13 protein-coding genes and 1 pseudogene are annotated in these 17213 nt (G+C 43.9%); 1 reads left to right on the top strand and 13 read right to left on the bottom strand.

Annotation, left to right across the window (positions count from 1 at the left end; all coding sequences use genetic code 11):
• Window positions 1-22: 22 nt before the first annotated feature.
• From AC58UU_RS21135 to AC58UU_RS21115, 5 genes are all read right to left on the bottom strand, one after another.
• The gene (locus tag AC58UU_RS21135) at window positions 23-2548 is read right to left on the bottom strand and encodes an NEW3 domain-containing protein (RefSeq protein ID WP_497318672.1); all 2526 of its coding nucleotides are present in this window, start codon (window positions 2546-2548) and stop codon (window positions 23-25) included.
• Between the two features lie 77 nt (window positions 2549-2625).
• Entirely contained in the window at window positions 2626-4356 is a 1731-nt protein-coding gene (locus AC58UU_RS21130) for an ABC transporter permease (RefSeq protein WP_497318671.1), read from the bottom strand.
• A gap of 15 nt (window positions 4357-4371) precedes the next feature.
• Window positions 4372-5454, bottom strand: a complete 1083-nt coding sequence (locus AC58UU_RS21125; protein ID WP_497318670.1) for an ABC transporter ATP-binding protein — start codon at window positions 5452-5454, stop codon at window positions 4372-4374.
• A gap of 65 nt (window positions 5455-5519) precedes the next feature.
• Window positions 5520-6650: an extracellular solute-binding protein gene (locus AC58UU_RS21120; protein ID WP_497318669.1), complete on the bottom strand. Its 1131-nt coding sequence runs from the start codon at window positions 6648-6650 to the stop codon at window positions 5520-5522.
• Entirely contained in the window at window positions 6637-7848 is a 1212-nt protein-coding gene (locus AC58UU_RS21115) for an ROK family transcriptional regulator (RefSeq protein ID WP_497318668.1), read from the bottom strand. Before AC58UU_RS21115 ends, AC58UU_RS21120 begins: the two co-directional genes overlap by 14 nt.
• 254 nt (window positions 7849-8102) lie before the next feature.
• Here AC58UU_RS21115 and AC58UU_RS21110 point away from each other — a divergent pair, with 254 nt between their 5' ends.
• Window positions 8103-8540, top strand: coding sequence for a DUF6376 family protein (locus AC58UU_RS21110; RefSeq protein ID WP_497318667.1), 438 nt, complete (start codon window positions 8103-8105; stop codon window positions 8538-8540).
• 4 nt (window positions 8541-8544) lie between these two features.
• On the opposite strand, the gene AC58UU_RS21105 is transcribed toward AC58UU_RS21110, so the two are convergent.
• The 8 genes and pseudogenes from AC58UU_RS21105 to AC58UU_RS21070 form a co-directional block, all read right to left on the bottom strand.
• Window positions 8545-9423, bottom strand: a complete 879-nt coding sequence (locus AC58UU_RS21105; protein WP_497318666.1) for a GNAT family N-acetyltransferase — start codon at window positions 9421-9423, stop codon at window positions 8545-8547.
• 22 nt (window positions 9424-9445) lie between these two features.
• Window positions 9446-10054, bottom strand: a complete 609-nt coding sequence (locus AC58UU_RS21100) for a TetR/AcrR family transcriptional regulator (RefSeq protein ID WP_497318665.1) — start codon at window positions 10052-10054, stop codon at window positions 9446-9448.
• 28 nt (window positions 10055-10082) lie between these two features.
• Complete coding sequence (locus AC58UU_RS21095) at window positions 10083-11315, bottom strand: aminopeptidase (protein ID WP_497318664.1); 1233 nt, start codon at window positions 11313-11315, stop codon at window positions 10083-10085.
• Between the two features lie 437 nt (window positions 11316-11752).
• Window positions 11753-13183: a serine hydrolase domain-containing protein gene (locus AC58UU_RS21090; RefSeq protein ID WP_497318663.1), complete on the bottom strand. Its 1431-nt coding sequence runs from the start codon at window positions 13181-13183 to the stop codon at window positions 11753-11755.
• Window positions 13184-13334: 151 nt separating this feature from the next.
• Window positions 13335-14957: a right-handed parallel beta-helix repeat-containing protein gene (locus AC58UU_RS21085; protein WP_497318662.1), complete on the bottom strand. Its 1623-nt coding sequence runs from the start codon at window positions 14955-14957 to the stop codon at window positions 13335-13337.
• A gap of 226 nt (window positions 14958-15183) precedes the next feature.
• Window positions 15184-15363: pseudogene (locus AC58UU_RS21080) on the bottom strand (GH36 C-terminal domain-containing protein); the annotation flags it as partial.
• 365 nt (window positions 15364-15728) lie between these two features.
• Complete coding sequence (locus AC58UU_RS21075; protein ID WP_497318661.1) at window positions 15729-16145, bottom strand: DoxX family protein; 417 nt, start codon at window positions 16143-16145, stop codon at window positions 15729-15731.
• Window positions 16146-17009: 864 nt separating this feature from the next.
• The gene (locus tag AC58UU_RS21070; RefSeq protein ID WP_497318660.1) at window positions 17010-17183 is read right to left on the bottom strand and encodes a hypothetical protein; all 174 of its coding nucleotides are present in this window, start codon (window positions 17181-17183) and stop codon (window positions 17010-17012) included.
• Window positions 17184-17213 lie beyond the last annotated feature (30 nt).

The raw sequence follows: 17213 nt of genomic DNA, 5'->3' as shown, positions 1-17213 counted from the left end.
AGGCCTCCCTCTGTTGTTATTACTATTGCTTTGAGCTGATCATGTTCACGAAGAGGCGAATAGAACCAGGGACAAGATTCGGAATTTCACGGTACCATACAAGCGAACTGTAGGTGTAGGTTCCCTTACCGTATTTAGCGCTTAGGAACGTTCCGGTAAATTCCTTCTCCCCTGCATCGCCGTTAGATATCAGCTGCGTGTACTCTTCGCCCCACACAGACGGGTTGTAAGCCGAACGATCTTGAATCCAATTGTTCCAATCTGCATCTGTAATCTTATTTGGCGTCGTAAAGATCGGATGATCAGGCGCAAGCATTGTTACTTTGGAATTCTCATCCGTGACACGCCATTGAATTAACGGCTCTCCAATTTTTATCGGATAAGGGGCAAGTTCAGGTTTCCATTTATCTTCCGGCTTATGATATTGAACGACCAGATTTCCGCCATTTTCCACATAAGAGAGAAGTCTTTGATTGCTCGATAACAGCTCAGGACGGAAACCATATGCCCGAATGCCCAATACAATCGTGTCATATTGAGATAAGTCAGCTGATTGGATCGCTTTCTCGTCGAGTTTCGTAACGTTCACGCCAAATTGGGTTAAGTACTGATCAATATTATCGAATCCACTGGATACATATCCCACTTTCAGACCTGTAGGCACCTTCAAATCAAATGCCTGAATCTTTAATTCTGCTGGCTGAATCAAATAGGTTTTTCCAATATGTGGATAATCGATAATTTGTACGTTTTCCTTGCTGGTAACATCACCGCTTGTTGCTACCGCTGTTACTGTATATTTGCCAACTGCTGTTCCAGCAGGAGCTTTGACTTGGAACGTAACCGGCTTCGTTTCACCTTTTGCAGCGAAATTTACTTCTTGAGATGCAGGTGTTACATTCCAATCCTTAGGGACGTTCAAGGAAACGGACGTTTTGGCAGCGCCTGGCGAGTAGTTGCGAACCGTAACCTTGACCGGAAGAGGCTCTTCGGTCTTCAAGGTATTAAGTACAGTAGCCTCAGGGCTCAATGACATCGCAAAAGCCGGGAGCACAGCCACTTGATTCGATGGGGTAACACGTATTTTTCCAGAAACACCATTTAACTGATACAAGACATCTGCACTTACTACAGATGGTTGATACACCTGGAACTCTACAGCATCCTTAGGGACTTGAACCTCAAAAGTGGCAGAAACCGTCTGATTGTAGCTAAGTTGGTCAAATTTTGTGTTTCCGACTGCTTTTGTCGTCCACCCCTCAGGCACATTCAGCCCGAGCCCAACGTTCTTCAGGTTGGTCTTGCCACCATTGTAAGCGGAAACTACCATTTTGACCGTTTGACCTGCAACGATTTCGCCGGTTTCCGGTTTTACCTTCACAACCAACGACGAGGCTTCCATACCTGCTTTATTCAGTTGAGCATCCTTCACTTGAAGGCGATACAGCAAATCGGTCTTGACGCTTGCATCTAGTGTCGATGCCTTCACATCGCTCACGGCTGTTTCTACATCCGCCTTCATTTCTTGAACCTCTCGCGCCACATCAGAGAACACGGGGTATGCTTTAACGACTTCTTCCGCATCCTTATGGAGGGCTCGTAAATCTTTGATCACTTTGTTATCTTTGCCCTTCGCTTCTATCTCTTTAGCCAAATCGTCGAAGGAGAAAGCAATGCCGTCGAAGAAGTCATTTTCCTTTTCGGATTTAACCGATGAATTTAATTTGTAGTAGTTGAAGCTCGAACCTTCATCAACATGTCTTCCCATCCCTTGACTCTTATGCATAAAACGGGATTCTTCTCCCAATTGGACATAAGAAGCGCCGTAAATTTCATCGTAATCTCCTACAGGTACAGCCACGTTGTAATCCTTATCATTGGCAGGAAGGTACAGCTTCTTTATTTGCCAAGGCTGCAGCCCCTTTTTCAAATGTTCTGGAAACACCTCAGGGTTAGCTGCATCCTTGAACGCACGAACGGTTATGACGTTAATGGCCCGGTGATGACCATGTGTCGATTCTTCATTAAGGAAAGAAGGAATGACTACGTCAGGCCGCAGCTCCCGGATCTTCCGAATAAGTCTTTCATAGACCACCGAATCTCCCCACTTTTGCAGTGTTTCATCGGGGCTTTTGGAAAAACCGAAGTCAAAGATAGGATCATTAATTTGCTCGCTTAACATACCCAAAGTGACATTCGTGATTTTGGAAGCTTCCTGCAGTTCGCGAGAACGAATAATGCCTAGCGCATTACCTAGTTCACTACCGATCTCATTTTGTCCACCTTCCCCACGGTTTGCAATAACACTTAACGTATTAACCCCTCTTCCTAATGAGAGATAGGCAAGCATAGCGCTATGTTCATCGTCAGGGTGAGCTCCTGTGTTCATAGCACTCGCGATGGTCGTGAGTGGTTTAATCGATTTCCAGAGATCAATAACGCCTCTGTCGGCGCTGACCGGCTGCGCCATGCTAGGAAGCAGCAAGGAACCTACTACGGCAACGCTAGTAATACTCGTAAACACTTTCTTCCATGTACCTTTCTTCACTTTAACTCCTCCTTATTCACCTTTTATCATCAAGCAGCGGTCTTGAACTCTAGAAGTTCCCGCAGAATGATCAACCTTTACACAGCTGTACCCGCTTTGTCACCGGTTAATTTTTTAGATATAAAGAGAACAATGATTATGAGGATGATTTGAAGGACGCCATAGGCGCAAGCGGTTCCGAATTCAAACGCATACATTCTTTGGAAAATTTCCACCGAAATCGGGGCTGTTCTAGATGTAAACAACAGAATCGATGATACGAATTCACCAATACCTGTTACGAAGGCCAATAAAGTTCCCGCTAGAATCCCACTAAGCGACAAGGGGAATACGATTCGACGAAAGCTATACCACCAGGAAGCTCCCAGATTACGGGCTGCCTCTTCGATCGAAGGATCCATCTGCATAAGCGTAGCCGACGTTGAACGGAACACAAGCGGTAAATGACGCACAAAGTAGGCTAGTGGTAAAATCCAGAACGTCCCCACAAGAACTTGCCCAAAACTGTAGGCAGACGGTGTACTGAAAGCTGTAATTAAATTAATCCCTACAACCGTTCCTGGTAATGCCCAAGGGAGCATAATAAACACATCAAGCAATGTCTTCCCTTTAAATTTGAGGCGAACGATCGCATAGGCAGCAGCAACACCGAATATCACATTGCCAACCGTTGCAACGAAGCTCATTTTGAAGCTATTCGCAATAGGTCGCCATGTTTTGCTGTCAGTAAACAATTCCGCATAATGACTAAATGTATATTGAGGCGGTAGTATTTGTGTCGTCCATGTACCATCAGTGGAAAAGGATATGAGAATCAATACCAGAATAGGCAGGAGCAGAATGACGACGCCTATCGTGGAGAGGATCATAGCTGTATATTTTCCCCATGCACTCTTGACCTCTGTCCGATGTACACTAACTCCTTTGCTCAAGTTCTGGTAATTTCGCAAGCCTTGATACCAGCGCATAATGATGAGAAAAAGGATGGAAACAATGGATAATAAGGTAGACTGCGTAGCTGCCATATCCAAATTTCCATTTGTTCGGGACAAATAAATTTGCATCGTCATCGTTCTATCAATTCCGAAGATGAGAGGTGCCGTATAAGAAGCCATGGCAATCATGAAGACAAGCAAGGACGAAGCCACGATAGCTGGAGTGAGCATGGGTAATATGATTCTCCGCCAGATATAAAGACGTCCGGCTCCAAGGCTTGCAGCTGCTTCCTCCAGGGAGGGGTCGAGCCCCTTGATCGCAGCGGAAGCGGTCATATAGAAATAGGTGTACATCGTAAAGGTGTGAACCATGAGAACGCCCCATACACCTTTTAGCGAGAACGGCACGTGGTCCATCTCAAACCAAAGCTTGAGCGTCCGCGGAATAATACCGCTTTCTCCATATAGAAAAGTGAATGAAAGTACGCCAACCAGCGGTGGCAGCGCCATCGGCACCATGGCAAGCACTGTCAAAGCCTTGCGGCCTGGAAACTCATAGCGTTCCAATAGAAAAGCCATGGTAACTCCGACTATCGCGCATGTCACTACACTAAGAACGGAGATATATACACTGGTCCAGAGGGCTTCCAAATTGGCGGTATGCTCCAAGCTGAAGAACCGTGCATAGTTTTTAAAAGTAAAATTCCCTTCCATTTGAATGCTCTGAATAAAGGTTTGATACAGCGGAAAGAGTACATAGGCCAGCAGTACCAGAAACAAGGGAGCAATTAATACGTATACGAAATGTGGCGAAGAGGTGATGGATGGCCGTTTGATCACTGGTTGATGAGATACTGGTTTCTTGAAGGTCATATTCTCATCCTCCGCCTATTCTAAAAAGTAAATGCTTTCCTTTGGTATATGCATCGCAAGTGTGTCGTCACGCTGTCGTACTTGATGACCTTGATTGACGAACATCGCTTTCAAGGGCTTATTGGATACGTCCGTCAAATAATTAACATTCACCCCGGTGAATTCTGCGATGACAACTTTTGCCAGGAAAGTGTTCTCCGATTGTGAAGATTCTGATTGTGCCTCGCGTACCGCCTCAGGACGAATAGACAGCGTGGTTTGTTCGCCCACTACCAGGTGACAATTAGGTGCCGTATGTCTCACCAACCCGCATAGAACTAGATCAGGAGAAACTCTCACATAGACCTGATCTCCTTCTATCCGCTCCACGGTTCCATTCCACAAATTAGACTCGCCTATAAAGGAAGCGACAAAACGATTAATAGGTCGGTTGTAGATTTCCTCTGGCTTTCCAACCTGCTGTACAACGCCGCCTTGCATGACCATGATCCGATCCGACATCGCCATGGCCTCAGCTTGATCATGCGTCACGTAAATGGTTGTAATGCCAGATTCTAACTGCAGCCTTTTAATTTCCAAGCGTGTTTCTTCTCTCAGTTTGGCATCTAAGTTGGATAAAGGCTCATCTAGAAGTAAAATATTCGGCTCAATCACTAGTGCTCTGGCTAGCGCAACACGCTGCTGCTGACCGCCTGATAATTGGTCAATACGCCGATTTCCGTAACCTTGTAAGTGTACTTGCTGTAATGCACGTTCTACCCTTTGGAGCCGTTCGTCCTTCGGCCGTTTTCTAACTTGAAGACCAAAGGCCACATTCTCAAATACCGTCAGATGAGGAAATAAGGCATAGTTCTGAAACACCATACCCGTATTACGTTTGTGGGGCGGCACTGTCGTTACGTCTTGATTGCCAAATACAATACGCCCAGAGGTTGGATAGTAAAAGCCGGCAATCATTCTCAAAGTTGTTGTTTTTCCGCATCCGCTAGGACCAAGGAAAGTAAAGAATTCACCGGGCTTAATCCGGATATGCACATCCTGGACGCCCGATACTTTCCCAAATTGCTTGGTTACATGTTCTAGAGCGACTTCGATCACGTACAGTACCTCCCTCACTTTGAGTTCGGGCAGAGGAGCTATCTCTACCCGAACGGATGTTGAACTTATTTCGCGCCTTTTCCTTTAATGCTCTCATCCCAATACTGCATCCAATCTTTCTCTTTTTCAGCCATAACCGTCCAATCGAGATTCATTGGTTTAAGTTCAATACCTTTCAACCAAGCTGGAAGTGAGTCTTTGCTAATATCCGTACGAGTAGGAATCTGGAACAATTTTTCGGCAAGTTCTACACGAAGCTTGGAGTCGAAAAGAAATTCATAAAACTTCTTCGCCGCTTCTTTGTTCTTAGCATTTTTCACCATACCTACGCCGTCTACAAGGATAGGTGCCCCGCTAGCTGGGTAAATAAAATCAAATGGCTGACTTTTCAAATGCTTCTGAATCATAATGTCCTGTAAATTCCAGAGCGAAAGTGTTCCTTCTTCACGGGCTAATTTTAAGTAAAGGTTAGTAGGATCCTGTGCATATTCCTTCGTATTGGCATCCAGCTTCTTCAGCCAGTCATACCCTTTCTTAGGATCGGCAGCACCTTCTTTGAAAATCATAGCGGAATAAATCGTTCTCATCGTTCCCGAAGCAAGTACGCCCCGAATGATGATCTTCCCTTTGTATTTCGGATCAAGAAGTGCGTCCCAATCTTTAGGAGCGTCCTCCTGCTTAAGTGCTTTGGAGTTGTACATGATCACTTCGGGCAGCAGCATTTCACCATACCAACGATCCTTAGCATCTTTGTACAAAGCTGGTATGCTGTCTGCGAAACTTGGCTTGAAGCTTTCCAAGAGATCTTCGTTCGCTGCAGTCATCAGACCGGATTGGGTACCGCCCCACCAGAAATCTGCTTGAGGGTTAGCCTTTTCTCCCCGCACACGCTCCAGAATCTGCTGTGCACCCATCGTTAATACCTCGACCTCAACTTCCGGATGCTTCGCATTGAATTTTGGAATAATTTCATCAACAACACTTTTATCCCTAGCTGTATAAATAACAAGCTTTTGCTTCTCTGCAGGTTTAGGTGCCTCCGTAGCAGCCGGTTTGTCAGAAGGCTTCACCGTGGGTGCTGGACTAGCATTTCCAGAGCTCGGCGTGGAGCCTCCGCAAGCTGTAATCACAACCATCATGATGCTCACTAGAGTGCCTACGAGCATTCTGGACACATTCCACTTACTTGTTTTCATTCACATAACCTCCCGAAAGGTATATTTTGTTGGAATTTACTACGGGGAAAGCTTCTAGGACACTGTGAATCGCCCCGATGATGCCCGCTTTGTAGCCTAGAGCCGCCAGCTTGATTTGGGGTACGTACGGAACCCATTCCGTCAGCATACCTTGGATCTTCTCAACACCGCTTTCCTCGATGTCAATCATCTCCCCGCTTAAAATCAACAAATCTGGATCGAGTATACTGACCATATTCGCGATTCCGTAAGCCCAATGTCTGTAGATGTCATTTAATAATCGGCCTGCCTCTATATGGCCATCTTCCGTATGGCGAATTAGTTGTTTAATCACACCCGGCTCTTCCACAAGGGAATGCAGCACTTTTCTGGCCTTTTCTTGGATGACTGGTACCGAGTAATTCCCTTCAAAAACGCCATATTCACCCCGGTTAAGCTTCTTTACCTGACCCACCATCATATATCCGATCTCTCCGGATGCTTCACGCGAGCCTCTATAAAATTGCCCATCCAGGATGATTCCCGCGCCGATTCCCGTCCCTACATACATATAAACCTGATTCTTAACTCCGTTGCCGACACCCTTATGAAACTCCCCTAATGTCATCAAGTTAACGTCATTATCAATCACAACAGGTAGACCTAATCGCTCTTCGATCTCCTGTTTCACCGGTAACCCCATCCATCCTGTGCTTGGCGCATAACTCACGGTTCCATCGCGACGCTGTGTAATTCCGGGTAAGCCTAAGCCAACACCTAGTAAGCGAGATTTCTCGAACCCACTCTTGCTAAGCAAAGTCTGCAGACCCAATTCCAGACAACGAATGGCCATATCTCCATTAGTTGGTTGTTGCAAGCGAAAGTTGTAATCAACTAACAAATCTCCACTTAGATCAGCGATAGACATATACAGCGTACTACCCTCAAAAATCGCCCCAACTACGCCATAAGCTTGAAAATTATATTCAAGCAGAATCGGCTTCCTTCCGCCTTTGGACTCACCTACACCAACTTCATGGATTAGCCCTTCCTTCATCATTTCATCGACCAACGCAGAAACGCATGGACGGCTTAGCTCTGTTAACTTCGCCAAATCTGCTCTAGAAACTCGCTTATTTTCCCGAAGCTTACGCAGAATCTCTTGTCTGTTCAATTGTTTAACGAGCTTGCTATTTCCGGTTTGATTGCGACCAAGCACCTTGTTCACCCCCTTTGATAGTTAGAATGACTAACAAAGTTTTCTAATACGATACTTATTAAGAACTTTCTGAATTAAGTACAACTTCAATAAAAAAGTAAGAGCGTAATCATCTATTCGCGCATGAATGAAAAAAAAAACTGCCATGTGGCAGCCCTTCTGAATTTGAAACCCTATTTCCAGAAAAACGTAATAAACCAATAATAAATATTATTTACTGCCAGCAAAATAACAGGTAAAGGAGAGATACTAACATGAAAAAATGGATGTTACTATTATTCATTCTTTCAACCATGATGTTGAGTGCGTGTTCACTATTAGAAGGAGCAAATAACTCGATAGACTATGTAAATCAAGCTACGCAGCACATAAATAAATTGAGTAATTTTGCAGAACAAGCACCGCAAATGATAAAAGATGCCGCGTTGAATCCCGAAACAAAACAGGAACTTGAAAATCAATTGAACGGATTAAAAAAGGAAATAGAACAATTTAATCTGAAAAGTGTTCCTTCATTTGCAAAGGATATTCATCAACAATTGGTAGATAAAAACGAAGTATTGTTAAAAGAGATAAATAAAGTGGTAGAGAATGGTCATTTGGCACTGGATAAACTTCAAAATTCACAAATCTTAACTACCATCAATGATATAACAAGCTTAATCAATCGAATTAATAATTTAGGCTCATAGTTTCTTATAAATGACGAATCATGTGAACTTGTTCCACAAATGTAGTAAATCCTAAACGCTCTAATAGCCCAATGAGCTCCTTGTTGGAATCTCTTATGTTCATAGTCATACGCTTACAAGAGGAAGAAAGAGGTGCGTATACTTCACTTAATACCGCCTTGACGATATCTTCAGCGTCTGCTCGGCCTGGAATCGATTCACATTGGTAAAGAGCGATGGTTGCCAGGTTACCGTCTTCTCCGAAAATACGCTTAAAAAGTGCGTAGCCAACCACCTCATTTCCTTCATCGGAGACGATTAAACATTCCCCATCTTTCATACTGGACCATTGTGTTTGCCACGCTGACAAATGTCTGTAGAAAGACAGCCCTTTGACTTCCACAGGCAGTCCTCGTTTCGTAACATATCGGCTAGGAGAGTTTGGCTGCAAGAGACTTGCGTCCAGAGTTTCTGTATGTTGGAAGCAGATTAACTGCTCGGTAATACCATAGCCGACACTTTGATAGAGCTTTATCGCAGCTTTGTTTTGAATGAGTGCCTCCAGTAAGGCGATATCCACACCTTGTTCACGATACAACTGGAGGTTTCTTTCCATCAGTATTTTTCCGATCCCTTTGCCCCTATGGTCAGGCGCAATGCCAGTCCCCCCGTTCCATGCTACTCTCTTTCCTTCTATGACACGGAACCCATTCATCACGAAACCAATAGGGTCACTATTTTCATACACGACTAGGGAATGCTCCAGTGAGAGCCCTTCGTTGACAGTTCTTGCAAGAAATTTGTCCAAGCTCAATGTACTATTTAAGAAATATCCTTCGAACCCCTCATTCCACAACGACACCATGTCCTCAGCCGACAATTCGCTCATTTTTTTGAAAATCAAATGCCTCTACCTCCATAGTGAATTATCCCCTGATATAGCGAAATACCTTCTTTTCCATCTCATTAATCATGGACTTATAGTCGGTTTCCTCACCGCAAAGCATAAATTGCAAAGCAAGGCCATCCCTAACTGACCAGAATAAACGGGAAGCTGCCGCAATATCAAGGTCGGAACGGAACTCACCTGTCTTAATGCCACCCTCCATAATTTCCTGCATGAACAATAAAGCTTTACTCGCATACTGGTTCCATCGTTCCGTTAATTCCGGTTGGCGTGCTGCATACAGCATAAACTCCAAATGAAAGGCTAGCCATTTGCGAAGTTCACCAAGCGATTGTCGACGGAATCGGTCAAACATATAACGTATTTGATCGGCCGCGCTTGGCATATTTTTGAAATCTTCACTGGAGTTCTCCACCATCGCATTCATTTTATCGTCGGCCATTTGGATATACATCTCTTCTTTGCTGGAAAAGTAACTGTAAATAGCGCCTTTGCTCATCCCCAAATGACGTACGATATCATCAATAGTCGTAGCTTGAAATCCTTTTTCTATAAAACAATGCAGCGCTCCCTCAAGGATAATCGCCCTTTTTTCTTCTTTATAAGCTTGCGTAACTTTAGGTGACATACAGCACCTCCTTTTTTCTGTTATTACGTCAAAACGCCCAATCTCCATTCCGGAACAACGGCTCTTTTTCCCCATTCTCCAAGATCCCATCAATATTCATGTCTGCTGAACCCATCATAAAATCTACATGCGTCAAGCTTTCGTTTAGCCCATGATTTTGAAGATCTTGTTGGCTCATCTCTTTTCCGCCATTCAGGCAGAACGGAAAAGCTCTGCCGATGGCAAAATGGCATGAAGCATTCTCGTCGTAAAGCGTGTTGTAGAAAATAAGATTTGTGTTAGAAATAGGCGAATGATACGGAACTAAAGCAATTTCACCCAAATAGTGCGAACCCTCATCAATCTCAATGAGACTTCTCAAATTTTCTTCCCCCTTCTCGGCTTTAAAATCAATAATTCGCCCTTCTTTGAATGTTAATGAAAAGTTTTCAATGAGATTGCCATTGTAACTAAGCGGCTTGGTACTTTTCACGGTTCCGTTTACGCCATTTTTTAAAGGAGATGTAAATACTTCTTCAGTAGGAAGGTTTGCTATAAAGGAGATGCCATTGCTGTTGGTATTACCGGCCGAAACCCAAATATGCTCAGGCGGCAAACTTACTGTAATGTCAGTACCATCAGCGCGGTAATGAAGCGCTTTATATTGGCGTTCATTAAGCCAATTTGCTTTAGTGTCTAAAGTGCTTGAATGTTCTTTCCAATCATGCACCGGATCCTCCCGGTCTACTCTTGTTGCTTCGAAGATGGCATTCCATAGGGCGTCAACCCGCGCTTCTTCGGGAAGTGATGGAAATACCTTATCCGCCCATGAAGGTGAAGGAACGGCGATAATCGACCAACTGACTTTGTTGGTTAACCTAGCGGCAGACAGTTCCCGCAAAGCAGTGTTGGATGTTTTACTAGCTGTTTGAATGCGTTTGGGGTCAATACCATTCATAAGATCGGGGTTATTGGCCACGACATATAGAAATGCAGCATCATTTTCTGCTAATTCCTCATACCCTTTTGCCCGCCACATCGGGTACTCAAGCAATGCTTCATGGGGCGCTAGTTCATACTTTAACCGAGTAATTTCATCGTCGAACCACTCGACATAAACGTGCTTTGCGCCGACCCCATAGGCTTGTTTTACCAATCTTCGTACGAAATCCACCGATATTAAAGGAGCGAAGACGACCAATGTTTGTCCCGGTTGTACGTTGACCCCTAATTGTATGGCTAGTGATGCATATTTATCTAAATTGCCTTGGAAAGAATTCATTTAAATCCTCCTTCGTGCTAAAATATGAAATAATAAAGACTGACCAGTCGTTTTATTGTTTTTATTATTATTCCATATCATGCCAACTGTCAAGAAATAAAAAAGGAGCCTTTCGGCTCCGATAGGTTTACGTTTGTTTTTAGTACGTATTATAAATGTTTTATCGGCCTAGTATAAAAGCGCTTTCATTTAACGTAAACAAAGCGTTTTCAGATGTCTTTTATTTTTCATAGGCATTCACCCCTATTTTCAAAAAAAGCTTATACATAGCGGGTTTTCAGCGTGTGGAAAATCATAATATTGTAGAAAATGATAACATTTGAGCTGCGCTCCATCACAGCATTATGGCGATCCGCATAATCGGTATCATCTGGTGCCTTAATAGTAAAAGGTCAGTCTGCTGCGGCAGACCGACCTTTTTATTATTCAACCATCGTTCATCTAACTTTTCCTAGAATCAACTTAGGTTCCTCATTGCCGAACGAAACGTTCTGTAGAAACTGTAGTTGTATGCTACCATCATGAAACGTGCATTTTATAGTCACGCAAAATGGCGCTTCCACGTATCTTAACGTTAACAAGAGCGTATTTGTATCCTGCCATGTTACTGAGCCTACTGCTACATTTTTCTGTCTCATATGCAGCGTATACGTTCCCTCATACCATTGGTTCCTACCAAAGTAAACCGTATGTTTTCCGGTGTTATTTTCAATTGATACGTTGGCGGAATCCTCTGTAAAATCAATAGATAATGTTTTAATTTGTTCATCATTTTCTTCTAACTCGAACTCGATTCCCGATATATCGGTCTCCAGCGTTGAGCTTGAAAGAACTCGTGGCGGCTCCAATTTCAGTCCATGCAGTACATGGGTTAGCGACTCAGAGGCTTCCTTGTCCACAGGCAGCTCTTCGGATTTCATGGCAGGCAGCAGATGCTCCCAAATCGCATCAAGAACGTCCTGCATGTTATTCACTCCGGACGTTATCGCGATGACGGCATCCTGCTCCGGGAGGACAACGCAGAACTGCCCGAAAGCTCCGTCGCCTCGATAAGCGCCGTGACGGCATCTCCAGAATTGATACCCATACCCTTGAGACCAATCATTCTTGGTGCTGGAGTCATTGGAAATTTGCTTCGTTGTCGCTTCTTCTATCCAAATCTCAGAGATGAGCTGGTTCCCATTCCATTGACCTTTTTGTAGATATAGCTGTCCAAACTTGGCAATATCCTCGGTTTTGATCTTCATTCCCCAGCCACCAATGTTGATGCTGCGGGGGCAGCTTTCCGAAGTGGCTCCTTGGATGTCCAGCGGTTCCAACAGTCGTGGCTGCAGATATTCCAGTAACGTTTGATCGGTTACCTTTTGCAGGATGGCCGAAAGCATATAAGTAGCTCCACTGTTATACACGAAGTGCGTACCTGGCTCATGTTCCACGGGCAAATTCAAGAAATTGTTGACCCAATTATCGGTTGACTGCATCTTTCCGCTCGTATCTTCTGCATGACCTGTACCCATCATGAGTAAATGTCGGATGGTCATCGCAGCTAAATTCGGTGTAACTTCTGGCGGCGTATCCTCAGGGAAAAAGGAAACAACCTGGTCATCGAGCGAGACTCGCCCTTCTCCCACTAACAATCCGATGGCTGTTGACGTAAAGCTTTTAGTTAAAGAAAACAGCATATGCGGACGTTCAGGCAAATAAGGAGTCCACCATCCTTCCGAAACAACGTGCCCGTGTCGGACGATCATGAAGCTGTGAAGCTCTAGACTGCGGTCTTGAACCTCTTGTAGAAATCTCTTAATCGAGGAAGACGCGATACCTTGACGCTCAGGCTGACTTCTTGGTAGGGATCGAATAGCACTCATTCTTGTCTCTCCTTCTACACACCAGAATATGTAAATCAACAAGACTATTATATCACTTGCAACGTCTACTTTTACAAAAAATAGATTACAAGACTACTATCAACATGCTTATCGACAGGAATATATTACCTGCTAAGGTCGTCTTTCGCAGTTATTCGTAATCAATCCTACCCGTAATGCCCGGTGCAACAACCAAGGGTTGATCCACATTTTCGAATCGGTTATTCTTCACCACGACTTCATCAGCATCAATGGCATGAACGCCGATCGCCGAATTCTTAAAGAGATTCCCCGTAATCGTAATATTTCGATTATGTTTCCCATCGAAGCCTGCGGATTTGATGCCAATGCAGCCCTCAGCGCCATATCGCGGATGAAACCCGCAATGATCGAATTCGCAATCCACGATTTGAATGTTCGTTGCATGTCCTCCCTCGGCATGAATCGGCAGCTCAGCACCAAGCAGAATCCCAGGATTCATCGTGTTTCGGTATGTGCAATTCGCAATCGTAACATGATCATTCCTGACAAGATGCCCAGCTCCAGCAATGTTGACAAACACAGAGTGGGTACACGAATAGCTGTCAGCCTCCCAATAATCAGCCGCACATAGGCTTCCCTCGGCCGCAAATTCAGGAATATCTTGTGTGAATTGAACGCGATATAGATGGCCGCTCTCCTGTTTCCCTTCATGAGACCAACCAGCAATCACCTTTTTCTCCATATGTTCACCATTGTAAAACTCTATATGGCTGCCTGCGAGCAAAGCGGCAAACGTATATTTCCCGAAGAACAGCGCTTCGCGCTGTGAAAGCCTGCTGCCAAAGAATAGCCAATTGCTTTGAATATTTTGCCCGTCCATTCTGACGCCTTCCACATACATCCAGCTGATCTCAATTCGCCCGCCGCACTTAAACAGCTTCCATGCGTCTCGTGGTGCAGTAAATAATCTGTTCCCATCAGGCTTGAAAACGACCCGATCGGCTGTAATATGGCGGCAGCTCTCTGCTAGCATTGAAAAACCGTTGGCATTCATCATACGTAAATTGTTCAGTTCGAGATGATTGCATCTAACAAAATAAGTTTGGAAATCCGTTTGTGCTCCTTGATGCCATGAAAGATGTTCGCCTAGCCGAACTTTGGAAGCCACGCTCTCGCTGTTCAAAATAAGCGTCCTTTCATCTATCATCTTCCAAGCAGCGTCTGCGCCGCCACCATAAGTGACACTTTCCCCAATCAGCGCCCCCGTAACGGGGTCCAATCGGTTCATGCAGTAAGTCCCCATTCCCTCATAGCATGGATTGTCATCGAAGACATTCACTGTAATCGACGTATCTGTACGTGCTATGACCACTCCAGCAGATGCGAATTCAGGCTCTCTCGTAAACGCGAGATTCAGCAGCGACAGGTTCTCATTGTCCTCACACCATAAGATCGATGGCAAATATCCATGAATAGCCTCGTCATTGTAACCGACCAGTACAGTTGCTGGTTCACTGTCTTTTCCGACAGCGCCTTGCAGTGTTAATCCGTTAGAATCGTTAATTGGCAGATGGCATTCTTTCGATTGTTGATTGCCGCTTCCTGCATCATGTACCATTCCCTCGGTCTCTAACAGCTTAACGGAAACCAACCTATATCTACCTGGTTCAAATATGACTCTTTCCGCACCCACCTCAGTAGCTCTGTTAATTGCTTCTCGGATTCCTGCTGCGCTGTCCTCTTCAGAAGGACGTGTATAATCTTTGACATAGATACTTTTATCAGTAAACAAAAAAGTTCCTCCTTCAACCATTTCTCGGCATAATGTCATCATTATAAAGCTTCCTTGGCTCACCGAATATGAAGGATCTAACGAAATGTTTAGAAATCTAACAATCTTCAATCTTGCCGAAAAAAACCGCTCCTTTCCCAGTTAAGGAAATGAAGCGGCTTCAACCTTCTTCAAACTCTTTTCAATCGAATCAATTTACTGTCAAAATCACCTGTTAGTCTAACCTTCAAGCCGCATGCATTAAATTTTTACCTTTGAATTGTAGGGGTTCGTTTTCAATCCCCATTACTTGATAGTCAACATCATGTTCTAGTCCTTGAAGTTGTATTCGTGGTAATTCAGATGCAAATTGCTGAGCATGCAAATAGATAAAAACAACGGCCTCGCTACCGTCCGTACTTATATACTGGACTGCTGCGAAATTGGAATCTCGAAGTTAGTGCAGCCGATATAGATTTCCCGCGCTAATAAGCGGCCTGATTTGCTTACGACCAAATCCCTAAACCCACCCATCATTGCACTATGAAAACGAAATGATAATGAATTCTAATGGACTTGCGGCGACGCACTCGCTGTAAGTGCCTTTTCGGCGCTTATCGAGCAGCCTTCGCACGGCGTGACAGACTGTAAGCGCCTCTTCTGCGCTTATCGAATGGGCTTCGCGCGGCGCGGCAGGCTGTAAGCGCCTTTTCGGCGCTTATCGAGCGGGCTTCGCGTGACAGCAGTCAATATCTGACTAGCTGTCACTTCTTATTTTCATTAATTAACTAGTTAGGGCTGTGTTGGATTTTGACCTTTTTTGAACAAAGAATCAATTGAGATTACATAACTGCCATTCAGAAGAAGATAGATGGCAACTCCAATCATCGAAAGATCCAGCTCGTATCCGGCCATTTGACCGTTTCCGAAGAATCCGACGGCTAATTTTACTTTAAAAGTAGCGACTAGAAGTATGATAACCATAAGTGCGGATACAACACGTGTACCGAATCCTAGAATCAGTGCAAGGCCCCCTATTAGTTCGATCGTTGCCACGACATAGGCCATAAAACCCGGAATACCGATACTGTCGAACCAACCTGCAATATTGCCAATACCTCCTTGATACTTAGCAACACCATGAGCAAAAAAGGTAATTCCTAACAGCACTCTTAATATCAATGCGCCAATCTGATAATTATTTTTCACTTTAGCTCCGCTCCCCCCCATCACTAACTTTTTTAAAGTCATAAACTTTATGTTCGTATCATACTGTACTTAACTTACTTATGTCAAGCAACTATAAATAATTTATTATTGTACTTATTTTGTAATAACGCAAATAATCACGCCTGCTCTCTGCAGCCGTGATTGATATTACCAACGATCATTTTATTAAACCTTGCCAATCAAGCTTCTTTACTAATGCTCCACCAATTACTTTGATTTTTTCTTTGCTGCCGATCTTCCCTGTTTTCCCGGATCATTTGATTTCTCAGCATGTTGAGACCCATTTGGTTTGATTGGACCGTTGTCACCCATGTTCATTGCTCCTTTCCTTAGCGTCTTATTTAATTATGTACTAACAGGTAACGAATTATTATCATTCGCCAAATCTCATAAATTGCTTAATTGGATGTAATGATAAGCAAATCTTGTATAGAAGTGCTCATATGTCTTTTCGTCTGTTCATAGTGAGAACTAGCATTATTTAGCTGTTCATTAGTTAAGCGGTCCATTGATATAATCTTGAATTGCCGCCAATTAAGATAATAGTTGTAAGTTGGATGAAAACTCGGCTTGCTCAATTTAATAGTGGATTTATCTTACATTTTGGTTTTGACAACATCAATGGATGCCATCTCTCCAATTCTTGTATGCAACTCACTCTGAGCGGATAGAAAATTTCCGAGTGAATAAAGAACTAAGGTTTCATTTCCACTGATTGCCTCGTTAGTATTCCCCTGCTGCGACGTAGTCCATGTTCCTACCTCGATGAGAAAATAAAAAAGCTTATCCCATTTGGAATAAGCCCTCAATTCCCCAGCATGTTATCGCCCTGAGCATCCATATTTAGAGAGGTTTTTGATGGTTGGTGTAAACCCCGAATACAGTTAAGACAGCCGCTACGCCATTAGCAATCGCATTCATCTCATCGTCTTTAATAATATCTAATCCGTAAGCGTTTAATATCAGTTTGGCTGCTCCTAATAAACCCAAAGTTAACGTAAAATAGTTCACTTTCATTTCTCTCACCTCCATAAAAATAGGATGATA

Source organism: Paenibacillus sp. JT22N1, from assembly GCF_059692155.1.
The sequence above is the reverse complement of the archived record's forward strand: the minus strand, read 5'-3'. Positions and strand labels throughout refer to the sequence as shown.